Raw genomic sequence first — 18648 nt, 5'->3', positions numbered from 1 at the left:
GTGCGCGGACCATGCCGTGTTTCCGGAATCGGAGCGGCGATTTCAGGGCGTGGACGGTCCCGATTGCGTTCCACGGAGGTTCCGGCGGCGGAGTAGCCAAGTGATTGCCGCATGGGCCATGGCGAGGGAGGATGCCAGCCAGGCGAGCAGCGCCACCCAAATGATGATTCGGCCAATCTCCACCATGAAGTCCAGGTCCTCGACAGTGCCAAAGAGCATGCTGGCGCTGGCATACATGCCCAGCGGGAAGACAATGCTCCACAGACTGATTTCATAGCGCAACGGCCGGTGCCGCAGCACGTGCCGCCAGATCCCGAAGAGCAGCAACAGCGGGATCCACCACAGGCCCAGGGCCCACAGGATGAAGCTGATTCCGGCAACGGCCGGCGCCGCGGTTTCCATGATGGGCATCCGTTCGGGCAGCTGCAGGATCCGGGAACCTGCCAGCACCGAGATGGCCGTGGCACCCATGTAGATCCAGTAGGTGGGGCTCAGGGATGCCGGGTCCACGGGGTGGGTGAGCAACCGTATCGTGACGAGGGTGGCGACGATCAGGTATAGCATCACGCCGACTCCCCACAGCCCGACAGCGGCGGCGGCCAGCAGCTCCGATCCGCCCAAGCGGGCCACCATGGCTGCTGCCACGGCAACGGACTGGGTTCCCACCACCCACAGGAACCAGCTTCCGTTGATTTCCGCGATGATGGGGATCTTGCGCTCCGCGACAAGCAACTCCGTTGGCAGCGTGTAGTTGAGCACGACCCACACGACGGCACCCACGACGGCCATGGCCAAGGCCGTCGTGATCCAGCCGTACATCTCAAATCTTGCGCCAAGCACGTTGGCTGCGGCGACGATCGTGAAGAATCCGAAGGCGCGACCGGGACTGCGGATATCGCGCGCCACCCTGCCGAATGTCCCGATCAATCGCAGTGTGGTCGCTGCGGCGAGCACGATGCCGGCGAGCACGGCAATGATGAACAGCACCAATGCCGGCAACGGTGCCCCGTAGAGATCCAAGCCGGTCGAGACTATTCCGGTGGCCATCACGAAGGAAAAGGAAGCCGGCGGAAGGTTGGCGATCAAACCTCCCGATGGTTTTTCAACACCGGGGATCGGGGCATTGGCTGGGTTGAGCTGTCCTTCGCTGAATTCGTCGGGGGCCAGCAAGGCTACGGCACCCGGCCAACGGAAGGTAGGCATAAGGCAATTTCCCGCGCAGGAACCACGCTCCAACTCTTGGGCTCGGATGCGGCCCGATCGTCGGCTTCTGGACCACTTGGCCTTGCCTCCATGCCTTCACCCTAGGCATCCAAGAGTCCTATGGCCAGAGAAGCCAGGCACGTCGACAGGAAACGCCCGTATCAGCGCACGCAATTGCGTGGTGTGAACAGGTACCTGTAGACCGCGGTGCATGTGCGTTGCGTCTCGGGGCGTGCCGCGAAGGGCCAAGTTCTTGGTAGACTTTTCTGCGGTGCCCGCTGCAGTCCGCGGTTGCGAGTGCACCTGCCGGTGACGGTGTTTTTGAAACGCGGTACAACTCTAGGAGTTATTGTGGCATTAGACGCCGCTATCAAGCAGGAAATCATGAAGGCCTACGCCACCAGCGAAGGCGATACCGGTTCGCCGGAGGTCCAGATTGCCGTGATGTCACGTCGCATCCTGGATCTGACGGAGCACCTGAAGATGCACAAGCATGACCACCACACCCGCCGCGGCCTGATGGCCCTGGTTGGTCGTCGTCGTCGCATGCTTGCGTACCTCAAGGGCACCGACATCGAGCGCTACCGTACGCTGATCGAGCGCCTCGGCCTGCGTCGCTAGGTTTGATTGAGATTCCCCGGTTCCCTTCACAGGGTGCCGGGGAATTTTTATGCCCTTATGCCCTTATGCCGATGGTCGCGAAGCATCTGGCGGCGCGGCAACTCGGGGCCACGGAATCATCGGCTGGACGCGGTTTATCAGGACGCTCCCGGACCAGCCGTGTTCCACCGCCTCGACGGCATATGAACTGCTCCCCGAAAGTTGGACTGAATAATTCAGATCCATACTTTCGGGAACCAGTTCATTTGTGCGCTTTGGAGCCCCCGCCTCTGCTTGAAACGTCTGTGGCGATGACCCCTGCAGCTTCCTTCGGATCCGCGCAACCCAACATTGTATCGTGAGACGATACGCGATACAGTAAGTTGATGATCGTCAGTTTCCGGCACAAGGGGTTGGAAGCGCTCTATCGCGAGAATTCAAAGCGGGGCGTTCAACCAGCCCATGCCGCGAAGCTCACCAGAATCTTGGGAGCGCTCGACATTGCGCAAAGACCGGCTGACCTTGCCATCCCCGCCTTTCGCACGCATGAACTGAAGGGTGACCTTGCCGGGTACCCATCGATATGGGTCAACGGAAACTGGCGCGAGACGTTTCGATTTATCGGGCAAGATGTTGAACTCGTTGACTACCAGGACTACCACTGAAGGAATTGCACCATGATGAAGGCCCCTCCACACCCCGGTGACATCATTCGTGAAGATGTGCTCGCCGAGCTAGGTCTCACTGTCGTGGAGGCTGCGCTCAGGCTGGGTGTTTCGCGCGTGACTCTGAGCCGGGTCGTCAACGGGCGAGCCGGCATCAGCCCGAACTTGGCTGTGCGGCTGGAATTGGCCGGAGTTGGGACTGCCCGGGGATGGCTTGCCATGCAGACGAATTACGACCTCGCCCGGGAACTCGACGGCAAGACACACGACGTGAAGCCGCTCAACGCTGCCTAACCAGAAGAGTGAAGTAATGCATCGTCGAATGCGGCGGCACTCTGTTTCTGAGCACGCCGCAACGTGAGCCCTAGCGTAGTGTTCTTCAAAAGGCCTAGTAAGCGTTTGATTGCCAGGAGCACTTGAAGGAGAGACGTTGCTGATCACCATCACTCTCGAGCCGGAGACCGGCTCCCAAATCGATGCCACGGCCCTCTCCCACCTGCTGCGCAAGCACCCCGGGCGCCTGCAGACCTTTGAGCTGCCGGTCGGCAATGCCCACGTGTTCTACCCGGAGTACTCACCGCAGCGGACCACCGCGGCGCTGCTGCTGGAGGTCGACGCCATTGGTTTGGTCCGCAGCAAGCGCTTCCGCGGCGACAACGGGGTCCTTGACTACTACATCAACGACCGGCCGTACGCGGCCTCCAGCCTGTTGGCCGTGGCCCTGGGCAAGGTGCTGCGCAGCGCCATGCTGCCCATCAGCGAGACATATCCGGAACTGGCCATCGCCCCGTTGCCGCTGCGCCTCGAAGTGCCGGTGATCTCCACCCGCGGCCGCGACGGGCACGACCTGGTCCAACGGCTGTTCGCCCCGCTGGGCTGGGTAATCGAGCAGCGGCCCATAGCCCTGGACGAGGCCTACCCTTTGTGGGAAGACTCCCGCTACAGCCACCTGGTGCTTACCGGCACGGTGCCCCTGCATCTGGCCCTGCGACAGCTCTACGTCCTGCTCCCGGTGCTGGATGATTCCAAGCACTATTGGGTCAATGACGACGAAGCCGAGAAGCTGGTGCGCCAGGGCGAGGGCTGGCTGCCCGAGCACCCCGAGCGTGCCCTGATCTCCCACCGATACCTCGCCCACCAAAGGGACCTGGTTGCAGCGGCCGATGCCCGGATCGACGGGGAAACCCCCGTGTCCGGCGGGGAAGCCGTTGTGCAAGGTCCCCGCGATGGCACACCGCCGCAGCCCTTGCGTGTGCTGCGCGCGGAGGCTGTGATGGCTGCGCTCAAGGATTGCGGTGCCCACCAGGTTGTCGACGTGGGTTCCGGGTCCGGTGCCTTGCTGCACCGGATGCGAAAGGACAGGTTCTTCACCAGGATCCTGGGCACCGATGTGTCGGCCCGGTCGCTGGAACAAGCTGCCCGCACCATGAACCTGGACGAGCTCGCCGATGTGGACAAGGACCGGATCACCTTGCTGCACAGCTCCGCTGTGTACCGCGACGAACGGATCGCCGGCTTCGACGCGGTGGTGCTGATGGAGGTCATCGAGCACATCGAGCCAAGCCGCCTTTCGGCCTTGGAGGATTCGATCTTTGCCGCGGCTGCACCGCGCAGCGTGATCGTGACGACCCCGAACGCGGAGTACAACCACTTGTACCTATCGCTGGCCGCGGGCACCATGCGGCATGAGGATCACCGCTTCGAATGGACACGTGCCCAGTTTTCCCGGTGGGCGGAAGCAGTCGCGGAGCGACATGGCTACGAAGTCGAATACCGTCCCGTGGGCGAGGAATCGGAAGGCGCCGGTGCTCCCACCCAGATGGCGATCTTCCGAAAGGCGGCAGCATGAGTGAAATAAGGATTCCCGAGGTTGGCCTGGTGTTGCTGGTCGGCGTATCTGGGTCGGGCAAGTCGAGCTTCGCGGCAAAGCACTTCGGTGGGTTCGAGGTGCTCTCCAGCGACATGTTCCGCGGGCTTGTCGGCAACGACCCGAGCGACCAGTCGGTGACCCCGGCGGCCTTCGAGGCGCTGAACTTCGTTGCCGGCAAGCGCCTTGAGGCCGGCTTGCTCACGGTCGTGGATGCCACGAATGTCCAGCAGTCGGCCCGGGAAAAGTTGGTGGAGGTGGCCAGGGCGCAGGACTGCCTGGTTTCGGCCATCGTCCTGGACCTGCCGGTCAATCTCTGCCTGGAACGCAACGCGGTGCGCGGCGGGGGAGCGGTTGCGCCGGCGGTGATCGACCGCCAGCACCGGGCGCTGAAGAAGTCCCTGCGCTCCATGCGCAAGGAGGGCTTTGCCCGGGTGCACGTGCTTTCCACGGAGGATGAGATCGAGCAAGCGGTGATCCACCGCCACAAGCTGCTCAACGATTTCCGCGACCAGCACGGTCCGTTCGACGTGATCGGCGATGTCCATGGCTGTCTCGACGAATTGTTGATGCTGCTCGGGTCCCTGGGCTACGTGGTGGTGCGCGACGAACAGGGCCGTGCCGTGGATGCCGAACACCCCGAGGGACGGCGGGTCATCTTCGTGGGCGACCTGGTCGACCGCGGACCCGACTCGGCCGGTGTGCTGCGCCTGGCCATGGGGATGGTCGGCAACGGCCATGCACTGTCCGTGCCCGGAAACCACGAGGACAAGTTGGTGCGCGCACTGCGCGGGCGCAAGGTTTCCCTGACCGGTGGGCTGGATGCAACCATGGAGCAGCTGGCCGCCCAGGAAGAAGGCTTTGCACGCAGGGTCGCGGACTTCTGCGACTCATTGGTTTCCCACCTGGTCCTGGACGACGGCAAACTGGTGATCGCCCATGCCGGACTGCTGGAGAACTACCACGGCCGCGCCTCCGGACGGGTGCGGGCCTTTGCCCTCTACGGGCAGGTGACCGGCGAGCTCGACGATTACGGCATGCCGGTGCGCCACCCGTGGGCCAACGAATACCGCGGGGATGCGGCGGTGCTCTACGGGCACACGCCGGTCACCGAAGTGGCCTGGATCAACAACACCGCCTGCCTTGATACCGGTTGCGTGTTCGGGGGAGCGCTCAGTGCCATGCGCCATCCCGAACGCGAGGTCATCCAGGTGCAGGCACTCAGGAAGTACTGCGAACCTGGGCGGCCGCTTCAATCCCCGCGCGGCCCGGAACGCGAGCCCGGTGTGCTGTCCATGGAGGATGTCTCCGGCGTGCGGTTCCTGAAGGCCGAGGGCCTGGGCACCGTGAAGATCAACGAGGCCCAGGCCGCCGGCGCACTGGAAACGATGAGCCGGTTCGCCATCGACCCGCGGTGGCTGCGCTACCTGCCGCCAACCATGTCCCCGGCCGAATCCTCGGCGCAGCCCGGCTACCTGGAACACCCGCAGGAGGCGTTCGAGTACTTCCGGCGCCAGGGCGTCACGCAGCTGGTGTGCGAGGAGAAACACATGGGTTCCCGTGCGGTCATGCTGCTGGCCCGCGACCCCGGTCGCTTCGAGGCACCCGATGGTTGGCTGGGTGCGCTGCACACCCGCACCGGTCGGCAATTCCTGGACAGCGAGCAGGAACACCTGGTGCTGAAGCAGGCCCACGAAGCCGTCGAACGCGCCGGGCTGTGGGACGAGTTGGGCAGCGAGTGGTTGATGCTCGACGGCGAATTGATGCCGTGGTCATTGAAAGCGGAGCCCTTGATCAAGGACACCTATGCCTCGGTGGCTGCCTCGGCCATTGCCGCGACGGATGCTTCCGTGGCGGCGCTCGAACGGGCGGCAACAGGTGGCATTGACGTCCAGGGATTGCTCTCGCGCACCCGGACCCGCCAGTCCAACGCCAAGGCGTTCCGGGAATCGTACCGGCGGTATGTCGGATCGGCCGACGACTTGCGCTTCGCCGCCTTCCAGGTCCTCGCCGCCGAGGGACAAAGCTTTGAGACCCGGGACCACGGGTGGCATTTGGAGATCAGCGGCAGGCTCGTCGCTGCCGGGCCCGAACTGTTCGCCAACACCCGGCACCTGCGCGTGGACCTGGAGCAGGACTCGGACGTGGAAGCCGCCGTGAAAAGGTGGGAGTCCCTTACCGTTGCCGGGTCCGAGGGCATGGTGGTCAAGCCGTGGCAGAACCTCACCAAAGCGAAGCGCGGCTGGGTGCAGCCGGGCATCAAGGTGCGCGGCAGGGAATACCTGCGGTTGATCTATGGGCCCGACTACCTGGAGGAAGGCAACCTCGAACGCCTGCGCCAGCGTGCCACGGACAAGAAACGCAACCGCGCCCTGCACGAGTACATCCTGGGACTCGAGGCCCTGCGGCTGACGTCTGCGGGTTCCCCGTTGTGGAAGGTCCACCAGATGGTCTTCGGGGTCCTGGCCCTGGAGTCCGAGCCGTTGGATCCTCGGTTGTAACTGCACGCGGGAAGCCGGCCTTGATGGCGGCGCCCTGCGTTTCTCCTGGCCAACACCGGAGCCACGCCGTTGGACTTCACCCGGCAGATGACCGGGGTCCGGGTATTTGGCGCTGTCGCGGTGGCGCTCCCGTGAAATGCCTGCTCCACTTCAAGACGATAGTTCGACCGAGAGGTTAACGGAGAAATGGACAAGAACGAATACGACGCGGTCATTGTCGGTGGCGGCCACAACGGACTGACCGCGGCGGCCTATCTGGCTCGAGCCGGCAAGAGCGTGCTCCTGCTTGAACGCGAAGAGCAGCTGGGTGGGGCCGCGGTTTCGGCAGCAGCATTTGAAGGGATCGACGCCCACCTTTCGCGCTATTCCTATTTGGTCAGCCTGATGCCCGCTCGAATCATTTCCGAGCTGGGCCTGGAAATCGAGTTGGCCAGCCGCCGGTATTCTTCCTACACGCCGGTCCCGGAAAATCCCGCGCGGGGCTTGCTCATTGACCGCGAGGACTCCGAGGCAAGCCGTGCTTCGTTCGGAAGCATCGGTGCCGAGGCCGACTTCAAGGCCATGGAATGCCTCTATGAAGACACCTCGCGGCTGGCACGCGCACTCTTTCCGACCTTTTGCGAGCCGCTGCCCAGCCGCACCGAGGCCCGGGAGCTGCTTGGCGACGAATCCCTATGGGATGAACTCATCGAAACACCACTTGGCCAGGCCCTCGACCGGCGGTTTGAAAACGATCTGGCGCGCGGCATCGTCGCAACCGACGCATTGATCGGAACCTTTACCTCGCTGAACGACCCGTCCCTGGATGCGAACAGGTGCTTCCTCTACCACGTCGTCGGCAATGAGACAGGCGACTGGGAGCTGCCCATTGGCGGCATGGGGGTGGTTTCCCGGGAGCTTGAGCGGGCCGCCCGGGAAGCCGGCGCAACGCTGGTCACTGGAGCCGAAGTCACCTCGATCGCTGCCGACGGCGAGGTCCGCTATCGCCGTGAGGGTAGCGAGACAGTCGTCGGAGGCCGACGGGTCTTGGCCAACGTGGCCCCCTGGGTGCTGCAGGGACTGCTTGGGGAAAGGGACTCGGCTGGGATTCCCCGGCCGGAAGGGGCCCAGATCAAGGTCAACCTGCTGCTGCGCCGGTTGCCCAGGCTGCGTGACGAGTCAGTCTCGGCAGCTGCGGCCTTTGGGGGAACCTTCCACATCAATGAGGGATACGACCGCCTCGAGGACGCCTTCAAGGAAGCTGTCCAGGGGTCCATTCCGAACCCGCTGCCGTGCGAGATCTACTGCCACTCGCTGACGGACCCAAGCATTCTCTCCTCCGAACTCATCGACGCAGGCGCACAGACACTCACGGTCTTCGGACTCCAGACCCCGGACCGATGGCTCACGGAGGAAAACAACGATGACATGCGCAGCCAACTTCAAGCTGCCGTGCTGGCCTCGCTGAACTCGGTGTTGGCCGAGCCGATCGAGGACCTGATTCTCAACGATGCCACCGGCAAGCCCTGCATTGAAGCGAAGACCACGCTGGACCTGGAACATGCCCTCAACATGCCCGGCGGCAACATCTTCCATGGTTCCCTGCAATGGCCATTCCTCGAAGACGACGCCAGGCGTGACACGGCTGCCGAGCGTTGGGGTGTCGAGACCAAGCATCCGAACATTCTTCTGTGCGGTGCCGGTGCCCGGCGTGGGGGAGGGGTCAGCGGCATCGGTGGCCACAACGCGGCCATGGCGGTCCTGGAAGAATTGGCAGGCTAGGTTTGCGTGAGATTCCCCGGTTCCCGTTGTTCGGAGCCGGGGAATTTTTATGCCTTCTCGTGGACCGACTGATATGTAAGAAGGTTTGTCAAGTGACAGAGGTGGGCGGCTCCCGGGACATTGGCTTCCGGGAGCCGCCTTTCCCATGCCCCGGCGGTGGCGTCGGGCCCGGTTCGGCAGGTCATGGTCGACGGCATGGTCAGACTGACAAACGCGGGTTGGGTACCGCATGACAAGGAATTCGAGTGGAGCGTGACGTCGTCTAGGATCGGGCGTCGGCTTGGGGGCCTGCCCATAGTCGGTTCTCGTGTTGGCTCCGCATGTTGCCTCGTCCGGGTGCGCGCGCCGGGGCACGTCTTGGGGTCACCGTCCTGCCATGGGGCGGCCTTCCTGCAGGGGTGCGGCCAGGGACCAGCACCAGCCGGCAAGTTCGCGGGCGATGGCGGTCCTGGCCTTCGCCGGCATCTTGTGGCGTTCCTCGAGGGCCGCGGCGCGGGCATGGAGCCGTTGGTTGCCCTGCCGGGCGCGGGCGGCGGTGGCCGGGGACACCAGCTCGAGCTGGCGCAGCTCCAGGATCCCGGGCCTGCGGTACGGGCGCTTGTGCACGGTTGCGGCCTCGATCAGCAGGAGGCGGGCGTAGGCGTTTCCGGCCTTGGTGATGCGCCCCTGGGTGCGGGTCTCGCCCGAGGAATGCTCCGAGGGAACCAGGCCCAGATAGGAGCCGATGGTGGCCCCGTTGAAGCGGGTCCAGTCCCCGATCTCGGTGGCCAGCCCGAAGGCACCCACGGTGCTGATGCCGCGCAGGCACGCCAGGGCATTGATGATCTCGGTGTAGCGGCAGTCCGCGGCGACGCGGGCCACCTCCTTGTCGATCCGCTTCAGCCGCACGGACATGGACTCCTCCTGCGCCAGGGATTCCTGGAAGGCGAACTCGAGCGCCGGGTCCTCGAAGTGCTGCTGGTGCAGCCACCTCAGGTGTTCCCGGGTCCAGCGGGACTTGCCGCCTTGGAAGAGGATGCCGTGGCGCAGCAGGATCGCATTGACCCGCTGCTTGGCATGCGCATTGTCGGCCGAGGCGACATGCCGGGCGCGGGAGAGGTCCCGCAGGGCCTCCTGCCCGGGGTCCGGGATCGTGACCTCGGTGACCTCGCCCAGCGCCAGCATGGTCGCCAAAATTTTGGCGTCGCGCCGATCCGTCTTGATTTTGTCTCCGGGGGCCCGCAGCAGTTTCGAGGGTGCGGCGATCACGCAGTCGATGCCGGCAGCCCGGAAGTGCCGGGCCAGCCCGAAGCCGGTGGGACCGGCCTCGTAGACGACCCGGACCCCGGGGCCGAATCCCCGTACCCATTCCGCGGTGCCCAGCAGGTCGTCCTCGAAACGTGAACGGGTCAATTCGCCGGTGTCGATGTTCAGGGCGCATCCCACGATGCTGCGGGCATGGACATCGAGCCCGATATAGGTACGCTCGGACATAGCCGGGACCTCCAACCTTCAATGTGGCACTACCATTCCACAGCGGTTTGGCTGCAAGGCCAAGACCCGAACGCATGGCAAACCACGAAAGCTTGAAGCGGAGGTTTCGGCCTCACTTACATATTGTCTAGCGGAATCATAGGCCATGCGGGACCTTCCGGAGATTTCCACCGATTGCCCTCCGGGTTCAAAGCCTCCCTGTTTGTGGCCTGTGCATCTTTGGTGAACTCCGCAGGTTCACCGCAGTATTCGCCATGAGGCCCCCACGGTGATGAAACAATTCAAGGATCAACCAAAACGTCGCCGGAAGACGGCGCGATCGATCAGGAGCTTCCATGACCGACCAGCCGGCGCCGGCCCGCCCCCAGAAGCACCCCCGGAAGAAACGACTGGTGTGGGTCATCGCCATAGCGGTGGCGGTGATCATCGCCGGTGTGTTCATTGGCAGCCGTATCTACGCCGCCAACGTCTCCGCCCAGGCCGAGGATGCTCCGACCTTGTCGGGGATGCCAAGCAGCGCGGCGTCGAGTGGTGCGGGGGACGCAAGCGCGGCACCCGCATCCGCTGACCGCGACGGGACCTGGACCGTGGGTTCCGGTTCCTTCGCCGGATACCGACTCAACGAGGTGCTCAACGGTGCAGACGTGACCGTCACGGGACGCACCGAAGACGTCAGCGGCTCATTGACCGTCGAGGATGACCGGCTCACGGCAGCGGATCTGGTCCTGAAGGTGGAAACCATCACCACTGACTCGGCCCGACGCGATCAGTACTTCCGCACCTCGGCGATCGATACGTCCCGATTCCCCGAGGCGAGATTCACGCTGACCGAGCCCGTTGACGTGTCCGCAACGCTCGAGGGGGAGACCCGGACAATCCCCATCACGGGCGACTTGACGCTCAACGGCCAGACCGTGTCCGTCGAGGCCAACGTGCAGGGTGCATTCAGCGATGGAGCTGCGAAACTGGTTGGCCAGATACCCATGACCTGGGCGGAATTCGGCGTTGAAGCGCCGAACCTGGGCTTCGTTGCCGTGGAGGATTCCGGATTCATCGAGTTCTCACTGGAGGTCACCCAGGGCTGAGAATCGCATCATGTCGGACGGGAGCCGGCCCCGGTGTCCTTGGCACGGATGGTCATCGAGGCTGCGCCAGGATTTCCCTTTCCGGCGATGATCGAGAGGTCATCCCCGGCCGCTTCCGATCCTGGAATAGGCGGCGGTAACTGGAAGGCGTGGTGTTGAATTCGCGAGTGAAATGCAGCCGGAAGTTGGCCGACGTTCCCAGGCCGGTCCGGGCGGCAATTGCCTCCACGGTCAGGTTGGTTGTTTCGAGCAGACGGCACGCCTCGGTAATCCGTTGGCTTGTCAGCCAGCGCAGGGGAGTCGTTCCGGCCACTGCCAGGAATTTTCGTGCGAAGCTGCTTGGCCCCCAGCCAGCGTGGGCAGCCAAATCGACGACGGTCAGCGGCTCGGCCAGATGGTGAAGGGCCCAGCCACATGTTTCGGCGAAATGGGTCAAAGGCGGGGCGACGGGGCGTTCGATGAACTGCGCCTGCCCGCCCTCGCGGTGTGGGGCGACGACCATCCGCCGGGCGATGCGGTTTGCTGCCTCGGTCCCGTGGTCTGACCTGACCAGGTGCAGGCACAGGTCGATTCCGGCCGCGACGCCGGCGCTGGTGCTGACACCGTCCTCGTCGATGTACAGCACACCGGCGTCGACGGAGACTTCCGGATGGAGGGTTTGCAGCTGTTCCGCGTTTCTCCAATGCGTTGTGGCGCGCTTTCCATTCAGGAGCCCCGCGGCTGCCAGCGCGAAAGCCCCCGTGCAGACGGATACCAACCTGGCTCCATTCGCCGCAGCATCGCGAAGCGCCCTGGAGACCTCGGGAGGTGGGTCGGCAAGCGGGCTGAAACCGGGCACAACGATGGTGTCGGCCGACAAAAGGGCTTCGAGCCCTCCCGCTGCGTGGATGGCATAGCCTGTGGTGGTTTGAACCAAACCGGGTTCTGCGGCGCAAACCGTGAACGAATACAGCTGGCGCTCATCCTCGTGGCCGAATACCTGCGCCGGAATGGCCAGGTCAAAGGCGACGACATCCGGCAGGGCCAGTGCAACGACACGGTGCATATGGCCACTGTACGCCCGAGGAGACCAACGGGATCCATGGCTGCAGAATCCTTTTCATACCGGTCTTTTTTACCGCTCCCGCCAGTTGCCCCGGCTGGGGAGACTTGAAGCATGAACAACATTCGACCTTCCGCCACATCCCCGCAGACGGCTTCCGCTCCGGCTAAACCACGCACGCCCCTGACGGCCCAGGACACCATCGGCGAGAGCAGCAGCCGGCGCAGCGCTGTTCGGGCCCACGCGCAACATGGAGCCGAGCCCAAGCCGACTGCCGCTCCGGTGAGCGGCGAACCCAAGGACCAAGATCGTCTTCCCGGCACTGCTCCTTCGCGCAAGGGACACATCGGTTGGATCATCGCCGGCTCCCTGGCTGCAGGGGTCCTCGCCGCTCTCCTGCTGGCCACCGCCGGCTTCATTCCGGCCACCGAAAGCGGCATGACCGGCGCCGTCCTGACGGGACTTGCGCTTGGCTGGAGCCTGTTGGCTGTGCTTTCGGTGAAGTTCACGGATCAGCCACAGAAATGGGCCGTGCTTCCGGCGCTGTTCATGGGCCTGGGCGGTTTCCTGTTGCTGGCGGTCGGCTCACCGATGCGGGAAGTGCTCGCCTGGATATGGCCACCCGTCATGCTGGTATCCGCGGTGTGGATGATCATCCAGGCCAATCGGCGCCTTCGCAGCCGAATCGGGCGCTTGATGCTCTACCCGCTGATCGCGCTGCTGGCGCTGGCCTCGCTGGGCAGTGGTTATGAGACGGTGCGCGAAGCGGTGGATGCAGGGGCTTCTCCGACCCAGGGGCAGTTGGTCGACGTCGGCGGACACCGCCTCTACCTGAACTGCACCGGCTCAGGCAGTCCAACCGTCGTACTCGAACCGGGCGCCGGCCTCATGTCATCGGACCTCGCATTGATCACACCACTGGTTGCCAGTGATACCCGGGTGTGCGTGTACGACCGGGCCGGGAAGGGGTGGAGCGATCCGGCGACCACCCCGCAGGATGGCGCGCAGGTCGCGACCGACCTCCATACCTTGTTGCAGCGCGGGAACGTTCCGGGACCGTACGTGCTGGCCGGGCATTCGTTCGGCGGCCTCTACGCGCTCACTTTCGCTGCCCGCTACCCCCAAGAGACGGCGGGAATGGTGCTGGTGGACTCGACCGCACCGGCATCCGAACCGGAACCGGATTCGGCGCAGACCACCCGCGCCGGTTCCGCGGACACGCTGAACCGTCTCTCTGCACTGGTGGCCGGCGCATCCCGACTCGGCCTCGGCCGGCTGTCCGACGGAGCGACACCTGGCCAGATGCGGAGCACGATAGACGAGTACATCCACGCGGGATCCTCGGCGCAACAGGCAGCAGCACTGGAGAAGTTCGCCGACAAGCCGATGGTCGTCCTGACAGCAGGTGTAGGCAGTGCACCAGGCTGGACCGCTTCACAGGAGGCCTTGGCCTCGCTGTCGACCAACAGCCTGCACCGCGTCATCGAAGGGGCCACCCATACGTCATTGCTCTCGGATCGGGATGATGCGGCCGCGACCGCTCGCGGAATCTTCGACGTCGTCGCCGCAGTGCGGACCGCAAGCCCGTTGAGCCCGTAGGACAAAGGAAGCCCGTGGCTCGCTGAAGGGTCACGGGCATGGTATATGGACAGCTCCCAATATGGGTATCCGTGGTCGCTCTCGACTTTCACCCGCGACGATGGACACAGCGATACGCGGCGCAGCACCAAGCATGGCAACGAAAACTGACCGATCACCGGTGGCACCGTTGGCAGCGGGATGCGCTGCCTTGCGTGAGATAGCAAATGGCGGCCACCCCAACCATGGGGCGGCCGCCAGATTCGGTGAGCTGTTGGAGTCAGTGTTCGGTGTGTTGTTCGGCCGCTTTCTTGGCGGCCTTCTCGGCATCCTTTTCGGCACGCAGCGCCGCGGCCTCGTCATGTTCGTGGGCCTTCTCCTGGTGGATGACCTCGGCCAGGAGTTTCTCCATTTCCTTGGCCACGCCGGCCGCGGAGGCCGGATTCTGACCGGTCACCAGGCGTTCGTCCACCACAACGTTTTCCGTGAAGTTATCAGCCGGCACGTGGGTGGCGCCCTGCTCCTGGAGCCGGTCGGCCAACAGGAACGGGACGACCTTGTCCTTCCCCACGGCGACCTCCTCATCGTTGGTGAAGGCCGCCACCCGCCGGCCCTCGACGAGGCGGAACCCGTTCGCCAGTTCCACGTTCACCAAGCCTGCCGGTCCGTGGCAGACCGCGCCCACCACGCCGCCCTTGTCGTAGACGCTGGCCACCAGCTTCTGTAGGCCCTCGCTGTCCGGGAAGTCCCACATGGTGCCGTGGCCTCCCACGAGGTACACGGCGTCGTATTGGCCGGGGTCAACGACGGCGACGCGGGCGGTGTTGTAAAGGCCGGCACGGGTGGTTTCGTCCTGGGTGAAGGCGACCTGGATAGGATCTTCGGTGTTCACATTGTCTTGCGGTGGCTGGCCGCCCTGGATGGAGGCGAAGTCGACGAAATGCCCGGAATCCTTGAAGACCTTCCAGGGATGTGCAGCCTCGGCCACGTTGTAGCCGGTCTTTTCTCCCGTACCGGTAATCTCGGAAACGCTGGTCAGGATCATGAGGATTTTCTTCATGATGTGCTCCTTTCGTCCACTTCCCACCCTAGGCAGGTGCCTGACACCTGGCTACCCCCTGGGTGTCCTCCGCTACGTCACGTCGGGAATCAGCAGATTCAACACATCCCCTTCAAGACTGGCCGGTCCGGAACCCTGCTCTCCCCGCCGCTGTAGGGATGCATCTTGGAACCGCTAATCGGACCAACAAATGCCTACTTTGAGATTCCTTGCCCGCAATGACTCCGGTGTTCACAGGAATTGAGACACGGCCCAATTAGCATTCGTTGAATGGCGTGCCCAGTTCCCGGACTCAGTTGAAGAATAGCTACGCCGGCTGCTGTGCGCCAAGGTCTCATGTGCCCGTCACGCCCAGGGTCTATCGATGGTGATCCCTGGAAATCTCCATCTTCGCGAAACCTGTTCGACCGGGTCTGATGGCCCCGCGCTTTGCTCCGGAAAGCCAGGCGATATGTTCAATCTTCTCGACCCACCAACGCCATGATGTTCGATGGTTCTCATCGTGCGTTCCAGGTTCCTATCTTGTTCAGGGGACGGCTTTAAATGCCACAACCTGGACCTTGAGCGGGCCAGGTTGTGGTTCGTAGGGGTGAAACGGCATCGTAAGTCACATCGGCGTATTGGAGGACTTCTCTAGTTCAACACCGCCACTTACCACTGTCTGATCCGTCGCTGCCACCGTATCCGTGGAGCCAGAACCACTAGAGAACAGGACGGGAGCCGGGCGTTTCTTGAACCGGCCACCAAAGATCTTGAAGCCAATCATCGCCAGGATGGCGGCAAAGATAATTGCCGAAGCTGGATCGGTGACGAAAATGTCCAGACTTCCTCCCGAGATCAGCATCGATTGACGGAAAGACTTTTCGAGGATGGGTCCAAGCACAAACGCCAGAACAAGCGGTCCGGGATCAAAACCGGTCTTGGACATGATCCAGCCCAGAACACCGAAGGCCAATACCACCCACATATCGAATGAGGTGTTGTTCAGGGAGTACACACCAATCAACACGATCAGCAGAGAGAAAGCCACGAGAATTCCCTGGCGTACGCGGAGCATCTGGATAAAGACGCCCACCAACGGAACATTGAGAATCAGGAGCATCAAGTTTCCGACGTACATCGAAGCGATCACGCCCCAGAACAGCCCGGAATGTTCGGTCATCAGCTGGGGACCCGGTGTGATGCCGTGCATCAAAAGAGCACCGAAAATCATGGCCAGGACGACGTTGGAGGGAATCCCCAGCACGAGCAAGGGGATGAATGCTGAGGAGGAAGATGCGTTGTTCGCGGTTTCCGGTCCGGCTACGCCTTCTATCGCTCCCTTGCCAAAGCGTGAGGGGTCCTTGGCAAGTTTCTTTTCCGTGGCATACGAAGCTAACGAGGAAATTACGCCACCTCCACCGGGCAGGATTCCGATGAAGAACCCCAGGATGGAACCCCGGCCGATGGCCGGGGCTGCTTCCTTCATGTCCTTGCGCGAAGGCCAGATATTCTTGATCTTGGTCTTGATGACCTGTGCTTTTTCGGTCTGCTCAAGGGTCTTTATCAATTCGGCGACACCGAACAGACCCATGGCTACGGCGACGAAGTCCAGCCCGCCGAGCAGCGGAACTTGGCCAAAAGTGAAGCGTGCCGAGCCATTGATGGGATCCTGTCCCACGGTGGCAAGCAAGAGGCCCACGGCGGCCATGCAGATGCTTTTGATGGCCGATCCGGTACCCAAGGAGGTGACCAGGAACAGCCCCATGATCATCAGGGCCACAAACGCCGATGGTCCCATTGAAAGTGCGATGTTTGCCAGGAATGGCGCCATAAACGTTAACCCGATGATGGCGACGGTTCCACCAATAAACGACCCAATGGCGGCGATTCCTAGTGCTGTGCCGGCGCGTCCCTGTTTGGTCATCTGGTAGCCGTCAAAGGTCGTGACTACCGAGGCTGCCTCACCGGGCAACCGCAAGAGGACCGAGGTGATCGTTCCGCCGTACATCGATCCGTAGTAGATGCCTGCCAACATGATGATAGAGGCTGTGGGATCCATGGTGTAGGTGATCGGAAGCAGTAAGGCAATGGTCGCTGTGGGACCCAAGCCCGGCAGTACGCCGATGGCGGTTCCGATGACCACGCCGATAAAAACGAATAGCAGATTCGTCGGATCGAAGGCAATGGAAAAACCATTGCCGAGGTTACTCAGGGTATCCATGAACAGGGTCCGTTCTAGAGGAAGAGGCCGAGAAGAAGGTCTCTAGGGAAGGGGACGCCCAAGAGGCTGTCGAAAATTACATAGAGCACCAGCGGGCCCGCAAGCGACAAAATGATTGTCGTCCTCAAGGACTCACCACCGTAGACGCGCAACCAGAGGAGCATCATCAATACGGCCGGAATGAAGAAGCCGACCAGGCTGAAAAGAACGATGAAAGCGCAAAGGCTGGACACCCCGGTGGCTACGCTGATGCTCTTGCTGGTCCAAGGCTCCAAGGTTTCCGCGCCCGGCCGGACTAGGATGACGATCGAACTGAAGACGATCGTCAGCGCGGTTATCAAGGGCCAGAGGCCAGGTTCGGGGTGTTGCAATGTACCCAGTTCGAGCCTGATTGATCCGACTGTGGCCACGGCACCAAGGGCGAACAACACCAACGGTGCGATTCTGCGCCCGGCAATCCTGCGTCCGGCTCGATCCGTGCGTTTCAGCTGTACGTCTTGTATTGCTGTCACTGGAGAAGAGACCATTGTTTCTCCTTATCTGTGGTCGACCGAGCCGGCCGACGAGAACGAATTTGCTAGGGTTTGCGTCTACTACTTGGAGAGAATCGGTGCGTAACGGGATTCCATGTCTTCGAAAACCTTGGCCGTTCCGGCTCCATCAGTGAATTCATTAGGCACGAAACGGTCGCCGATCTGCTTGATGACATCTTCGTCAGTCAGGCAGGTCTTCACTCCGGTTTCGATCTTCGATGCAATTTCGTCGGGGAGGTCCTTGGGGGCAAAGAGCCCATATACCGAAGTTGTCTTGACGTCATAGCCGGCCTCGATTGTGGTGGGAACCTCCGGGTAGGCCTCGGACCTCACCAATCCGGCGGCAGCAAGCGGCACGATCGCCCCGGCCTTGACTTGGGACTCCACATCTACGTGGTCGTTGATGAAGCCGGCATCAATGTGGCCGCCCAGCAGATTGGTGATGAGCTCGGTGCTGCCCGAGGTGGGTACCAATGCGAACTCAATGCCGGTGTCTTGCTGCAGGCGCTTGAGCTCGATGGCCAATGAGCTAGTGGCACCTGGAACGCCAATGGAAATGGTGCCGGGGTTCGCCTTGGCAGCGTCAAAGAGCGATTTGATGTCGTGGTATTCCGAGTTCTTGGAAACGGCGAAGAGCGTCGGGATTTCTGCCATAGTCCCAAGGGCCCGGAAATCCTTGCGGGAGTATGACAAGTCGTTGCTCATCGGGTTGAGCACTAGGGGACCGTTGGTGCTCAGGCCAACGGTGTATCCATCGGGCTTGGCGCTTGCGACTTTTTGCATGGCCACGGCTCCGGCGCCACTTTCCTGGTTTTCCACCACGAAGGTGCCACCGAGTTGCTTCCCCAGGCATGCCCCGTAGGAGCGCGCCGTGGTGTCGGAAGGTCCACCCGCCGCATACGGCATCATGAAGGTGACAGGCTGCGACGGGTATTCTTCCGTGGATGCTGCCGACGGGCTGGAGCATGCAGCCACGGAAAGCGCCATGCCGGCGATCCCCAGACTTGCAACGGCGGTTTGAAAGCGGTTCTTGATCATGCTGTCCTCAGTTCAATATTTGGATTGTGATAGTTCAAT

Annotated in this window: 15 protein-coding genes; 8 read left to right on the top strand and 7 right to left on the bottom strand. The window is 62.7% G+C overall.

What is annotated here, in order from left to right; all coding sequences use genetic code 11:
* Positions 1-42: 42 nt before the first annotated feature.
* Positions 43-1203: a tellurite resistance/C4-dicarboxylate transporter family protein gene (locus JOF46_RS17905; protein ID WP_209909632.1), complete on the bottom strand. Its 1161-nt coding sequence runs from the start codon at positions 1201-1203 to the stop codon at positions 43-45.
* A 351-nt stretch (positions 1204-1554) separates the two neighbouring features.
* Here JOF46_RS17905 and rpsO point away from each other — a divergent pair, with 351 nt between their 5' ends.
* The 6 genes from rpsO (at position 1555) to JOF46_RS17875 (ending at position 8597) form a co-directional block, all read left to right on the top strand.
* A complete protein-coding gene (rpsO, locus tag JOF46_RS17900) occupies positions 1555-1824 on the top strand; it encodes a 30S ribosomal protein S15 (protein WP_113761258.1) in 270 nt (89 codons plus the stop codon).
* Between the two features lie 365 nt (positions 1825-2189).
* The gene (locus JOF46_RS17895; protein WP_209909629.1) at positions 2190-2468 is read left to right on the top strand and encodes a type II toxin-antitoxin system RelE/ParE family toxin; all 279 of its coding nucleotides are present in this window, start codon (positions 2190-2192) and stop codon (positions 2466-2468) included.
* A 12-nt stretch (positions 2469-2480) separates the two neighbouring features.
* Positions 2481-2762, top strand: a complete 282-nt coding sequence (locus JOF46_RS17890; protein ID WP_209909626.1) for a HigA family addiction module antitoxin — start codon at positions 2481-2483, stop codon at positions 2760-2762.
* Positions 2763-2898: 136 nt separating this feature from the next.
* The gene (locus JOF46_RS17885) at positions 2899-4317 is read left to right on the top strand and encodes a 3' terminal RNA ribose 2'-O-methyltransferase Hen1 (RefSeq protein WP_209909624.1); all 1419 of its coding nucleotides are present in this window, start codon (positions 2899-2901) and stop codon (positions 4315-4317) included.
* Positions 4314-6836 carry a polynucleotide kinase-phosphatase gene (locus JOF46_RS17880; RefSeq protein WP_209909621.1) on the top strand — a complete coding sequence of 841 codons (2523 nt, stop codon included), beginning with the start codon at positions 4314-4316 and terminating at the stop codon, positions 6834-6836. Before JOF46_RS17885 ends, JOF46_RS17880 begins: the two co-directional genes overlap by 4 nt.
* Before the next feature lie 186 nt (positions 6837-7022).
* Positions 7023-8597, top strand: a complete 1575-nt coding sequence (locus JOF46_RS17875; protein ID WP_209909618.1) for a phytoene desaturase family protein — start codon at positions 7023-7025, stop codon at positions 8595-8597.
* A 363-nt stretch (positions 8598-8960) separates the two neighbouring features.
* Here the strand turns inward: JOF46_RS17875 and JOF46_RS17870 are convergent, their stop codons facing one another.
* The gene (locus tag JOF46_RS17870; protein WP_209908689.1) at positions 8961-10070 is read right to left on the bottom strand and encodes an IS110 family RNA-guided transposase; all 1110 of its coding nucleotides are present in this window, start codon (positions 10068-10070) and stop codon (positions 8961-8963) included.
* 335 nt (positions 10071-10405) lie between these two features.
* On the opposite strand from JOF46_RS17870, the gene JOF46_RS17865 reads away from it, so the two are divergent.
* Positions 10406-11155, top strand: a complete 750-nt coding sequence (locus JOF46_RS17865; protein ID WP_209909615.1) for a YceI family protein — start codon at positions 10406-10408, stop codon at positions 11153-11155.
* Positions 11156-11207: 52 nt separating this feature from the next.
* Here the strand turns inward: JOF46_RS17865 and JOF46_RS17860 are convergent, their stop codons facing one another.
* Entirely contained in the window at positions 11208-12200 is a 993-nt protein-coding gene (locus JOF46_RS17860; RefSeq protein WP_209909612.1) for a GlxA family transcriptional regulator, read from the bottom strand.
* 111 nt (positions 12201-12311) lie between these two features.
* On the opposite strand from JOF46_RS17860, the gene JOF46_RS17855 reads away from it, so the two are divergent.
* Positions 12312-13796, top strand: coding sequence for an alpha/beta fold hydrolase (locus JOF46_RS17855; RefSeq protein ID WP_209909610.1), 1485 nt, complete (start codon positions 12312-12314; stop codon positions 13794-13796).
* 259 nt (positions 13797-14055) lie between these two features.
* Here the strand turns inward: JOF46_RS17855 and JOF46_RS17850 are convergent, their stop codons facing one another.
* The 4 genes from JOF46_RS17850 to JOF46_RS17835 form a co-directional block, all read right to left on the bottom strand.
* Complete coding sequence (locus JOF46_RS17850) at positions 14056-14835, bottom strand: type 1 glutamine amidotransferase domain-containing protein (RefSeq protein ID WP_209909607.1); 780 nt, start codon at positions 14833-14835, stop codon at positions 14056-14058.
* A 607-nt stretch (positions 14836-15442) separates the two neighbouring features.
* Positions 15443-17038 (bottom strand): tripartite tricarboxylate transporter permease, encoded by a 1596-nt coding sequence (locus JOF46_RS17845; protein ID WP_209909604.1) that lies wholly within the window; start codon positions 17036-17038, stop codon positions 15443-15445.
* A 14-nt stretch (positions 17039-17052) separates the two neighbouring features.
* Positions 17053-17565 (bottom strand): tripartite tricarboxylate transporter TctB family protein, encoded by a 513-nt coding sequence (locus JOF46_RS17840; protein ID WP_209909601.1) that lies wholly within the window; start codon positions 17563-17565, stop codon positions 17053-17055.
* A 66-nt stretch (positions 17566-17631) separates the two neighbouring features.
* Positions 17632-18609, bottom strand: coding sequence for a tripartite tricarboxylate transporter substrate binding protein (locus JOF46_RS17835; protein WP_209909598.1), 978 nt, complete (start codon positions 18607-18609; stop codon positions 17632-17634).
* Positions 18610-18648 lie beyond the last annotated feature (39 nt).

The sequence above is a fragment of the Paeniglutamicibacter psychrophenolicus genome, from assembly GCF_017876575.1.
Classification (GTDB): domain Bacteria; phylum Actinomycetota; class Actinomycetes; order Actinomycetales; family Micrococcaceae; genus Paeniglutamicibacter; species Paeniglutamicibacter psychrophenolicus.
The sequence above is the reverse complement of the archived record's forward strand: the minus strand, read 5'-3'. Positions and strand labels throughout refer to the sequence as shown.

Excerpts from the sequence above, each read along its gene's own strand:
- JOF46_RS17905 (WP_209909632.1), bottom strand. The coding sequence starts at position 1,203 with ATGCCTACCTTCCGTTGGCCGGGTGCCGTAGCCTTGCTGGCCCCCGAC.
- JOF46_RS17895 (WP_209909629.1), top strand. The coding sequence starts at position 2,190 with ATGATCGTCAGTTTCCGGCACAAGGGGTTGGAAGCGCTCTATCGCGAG.
- JOF46_RS17890 (WP_209909626.1), top strand. The coding sequence starts at position 2,481 with ATGATGAAGGCCCCTCCACACCCCGGTGACATCATTCGTGAAGATGTG.
- JOF46_RS17880 (WP_209909621.1), top strand. The coding sequence starts at position 4,314 with ATGAGTGAAATAAGGATTCCCGAGGTTGGCCTGGTGTTGCTGGTCGGC.
- JOF46_RS17875 (WP_209909618.1), top strand. The coding sequence starts at position 7,023 with ATGGACAAGAACGAATACGACGCGGTCATTGTCGGTGGCGGCCACAAC.
- JOF46_RS17870 (WP_209908689.1), bottom strand. The coding sequence starts at position 10,070 with ATGTCCGAGCGTACCTATATCGGGCTCGATGTCCATGCCCGCAGCATC.
- JOF46_RS17865 (WP_209909615.1), top strand. The coding sequence starts at position 10,406 with ATGACCGACCAGCCGGCGCCGGCCCGCCCCCAGAAGCACCCCCGGAAG.
- JOF46_RS17860 (WP_209909612.1), bottom strand. The coding sequence starts at position 12,200 with ATGCACCGTGTCGTTGCACTGGCCCTGCCGGATGTCGTCGCCTTTGAC.
- JOF46_RS17855 (WP_209909610.1), top strand. The coding sequence starts at position 12,312 with ATGAACAACATTCGACCTTCCGCCACATCCCCGCAGACGGCTTCCGCT.
- JOF46_RS17850 (WP_209909607.1), bottom strand. The coding sequence starts at position 14,835 with ATGAAGAAAATCCTCATGATCCTGACCAGCGTTTCCGAGATTACCGGT.
- JOF46_RS17845 (WP_209909604.1), bottom strand. The coding sequence starts at position 17,038 with ATGGATACCCTGAGTAACCTCGGCAATGGTTTTTCCATTGCCTTCGAT.
- JOF46_RS17840 (WP_209909601.1), bottom strand. The coding sequence starts at position 17,565 with ATGGTCTCTTCTCCAGTGACAGCAATACAAGACGTACAGCTGAAACGC.
- JOF46_RS17835 (WP_209909598.1), bottom strand. The coding sequence starts at position 18,609 with ATGATCAAGAACCGCTTTCAAACCGCCGTTGCAAGTCTGGGGATCGCC.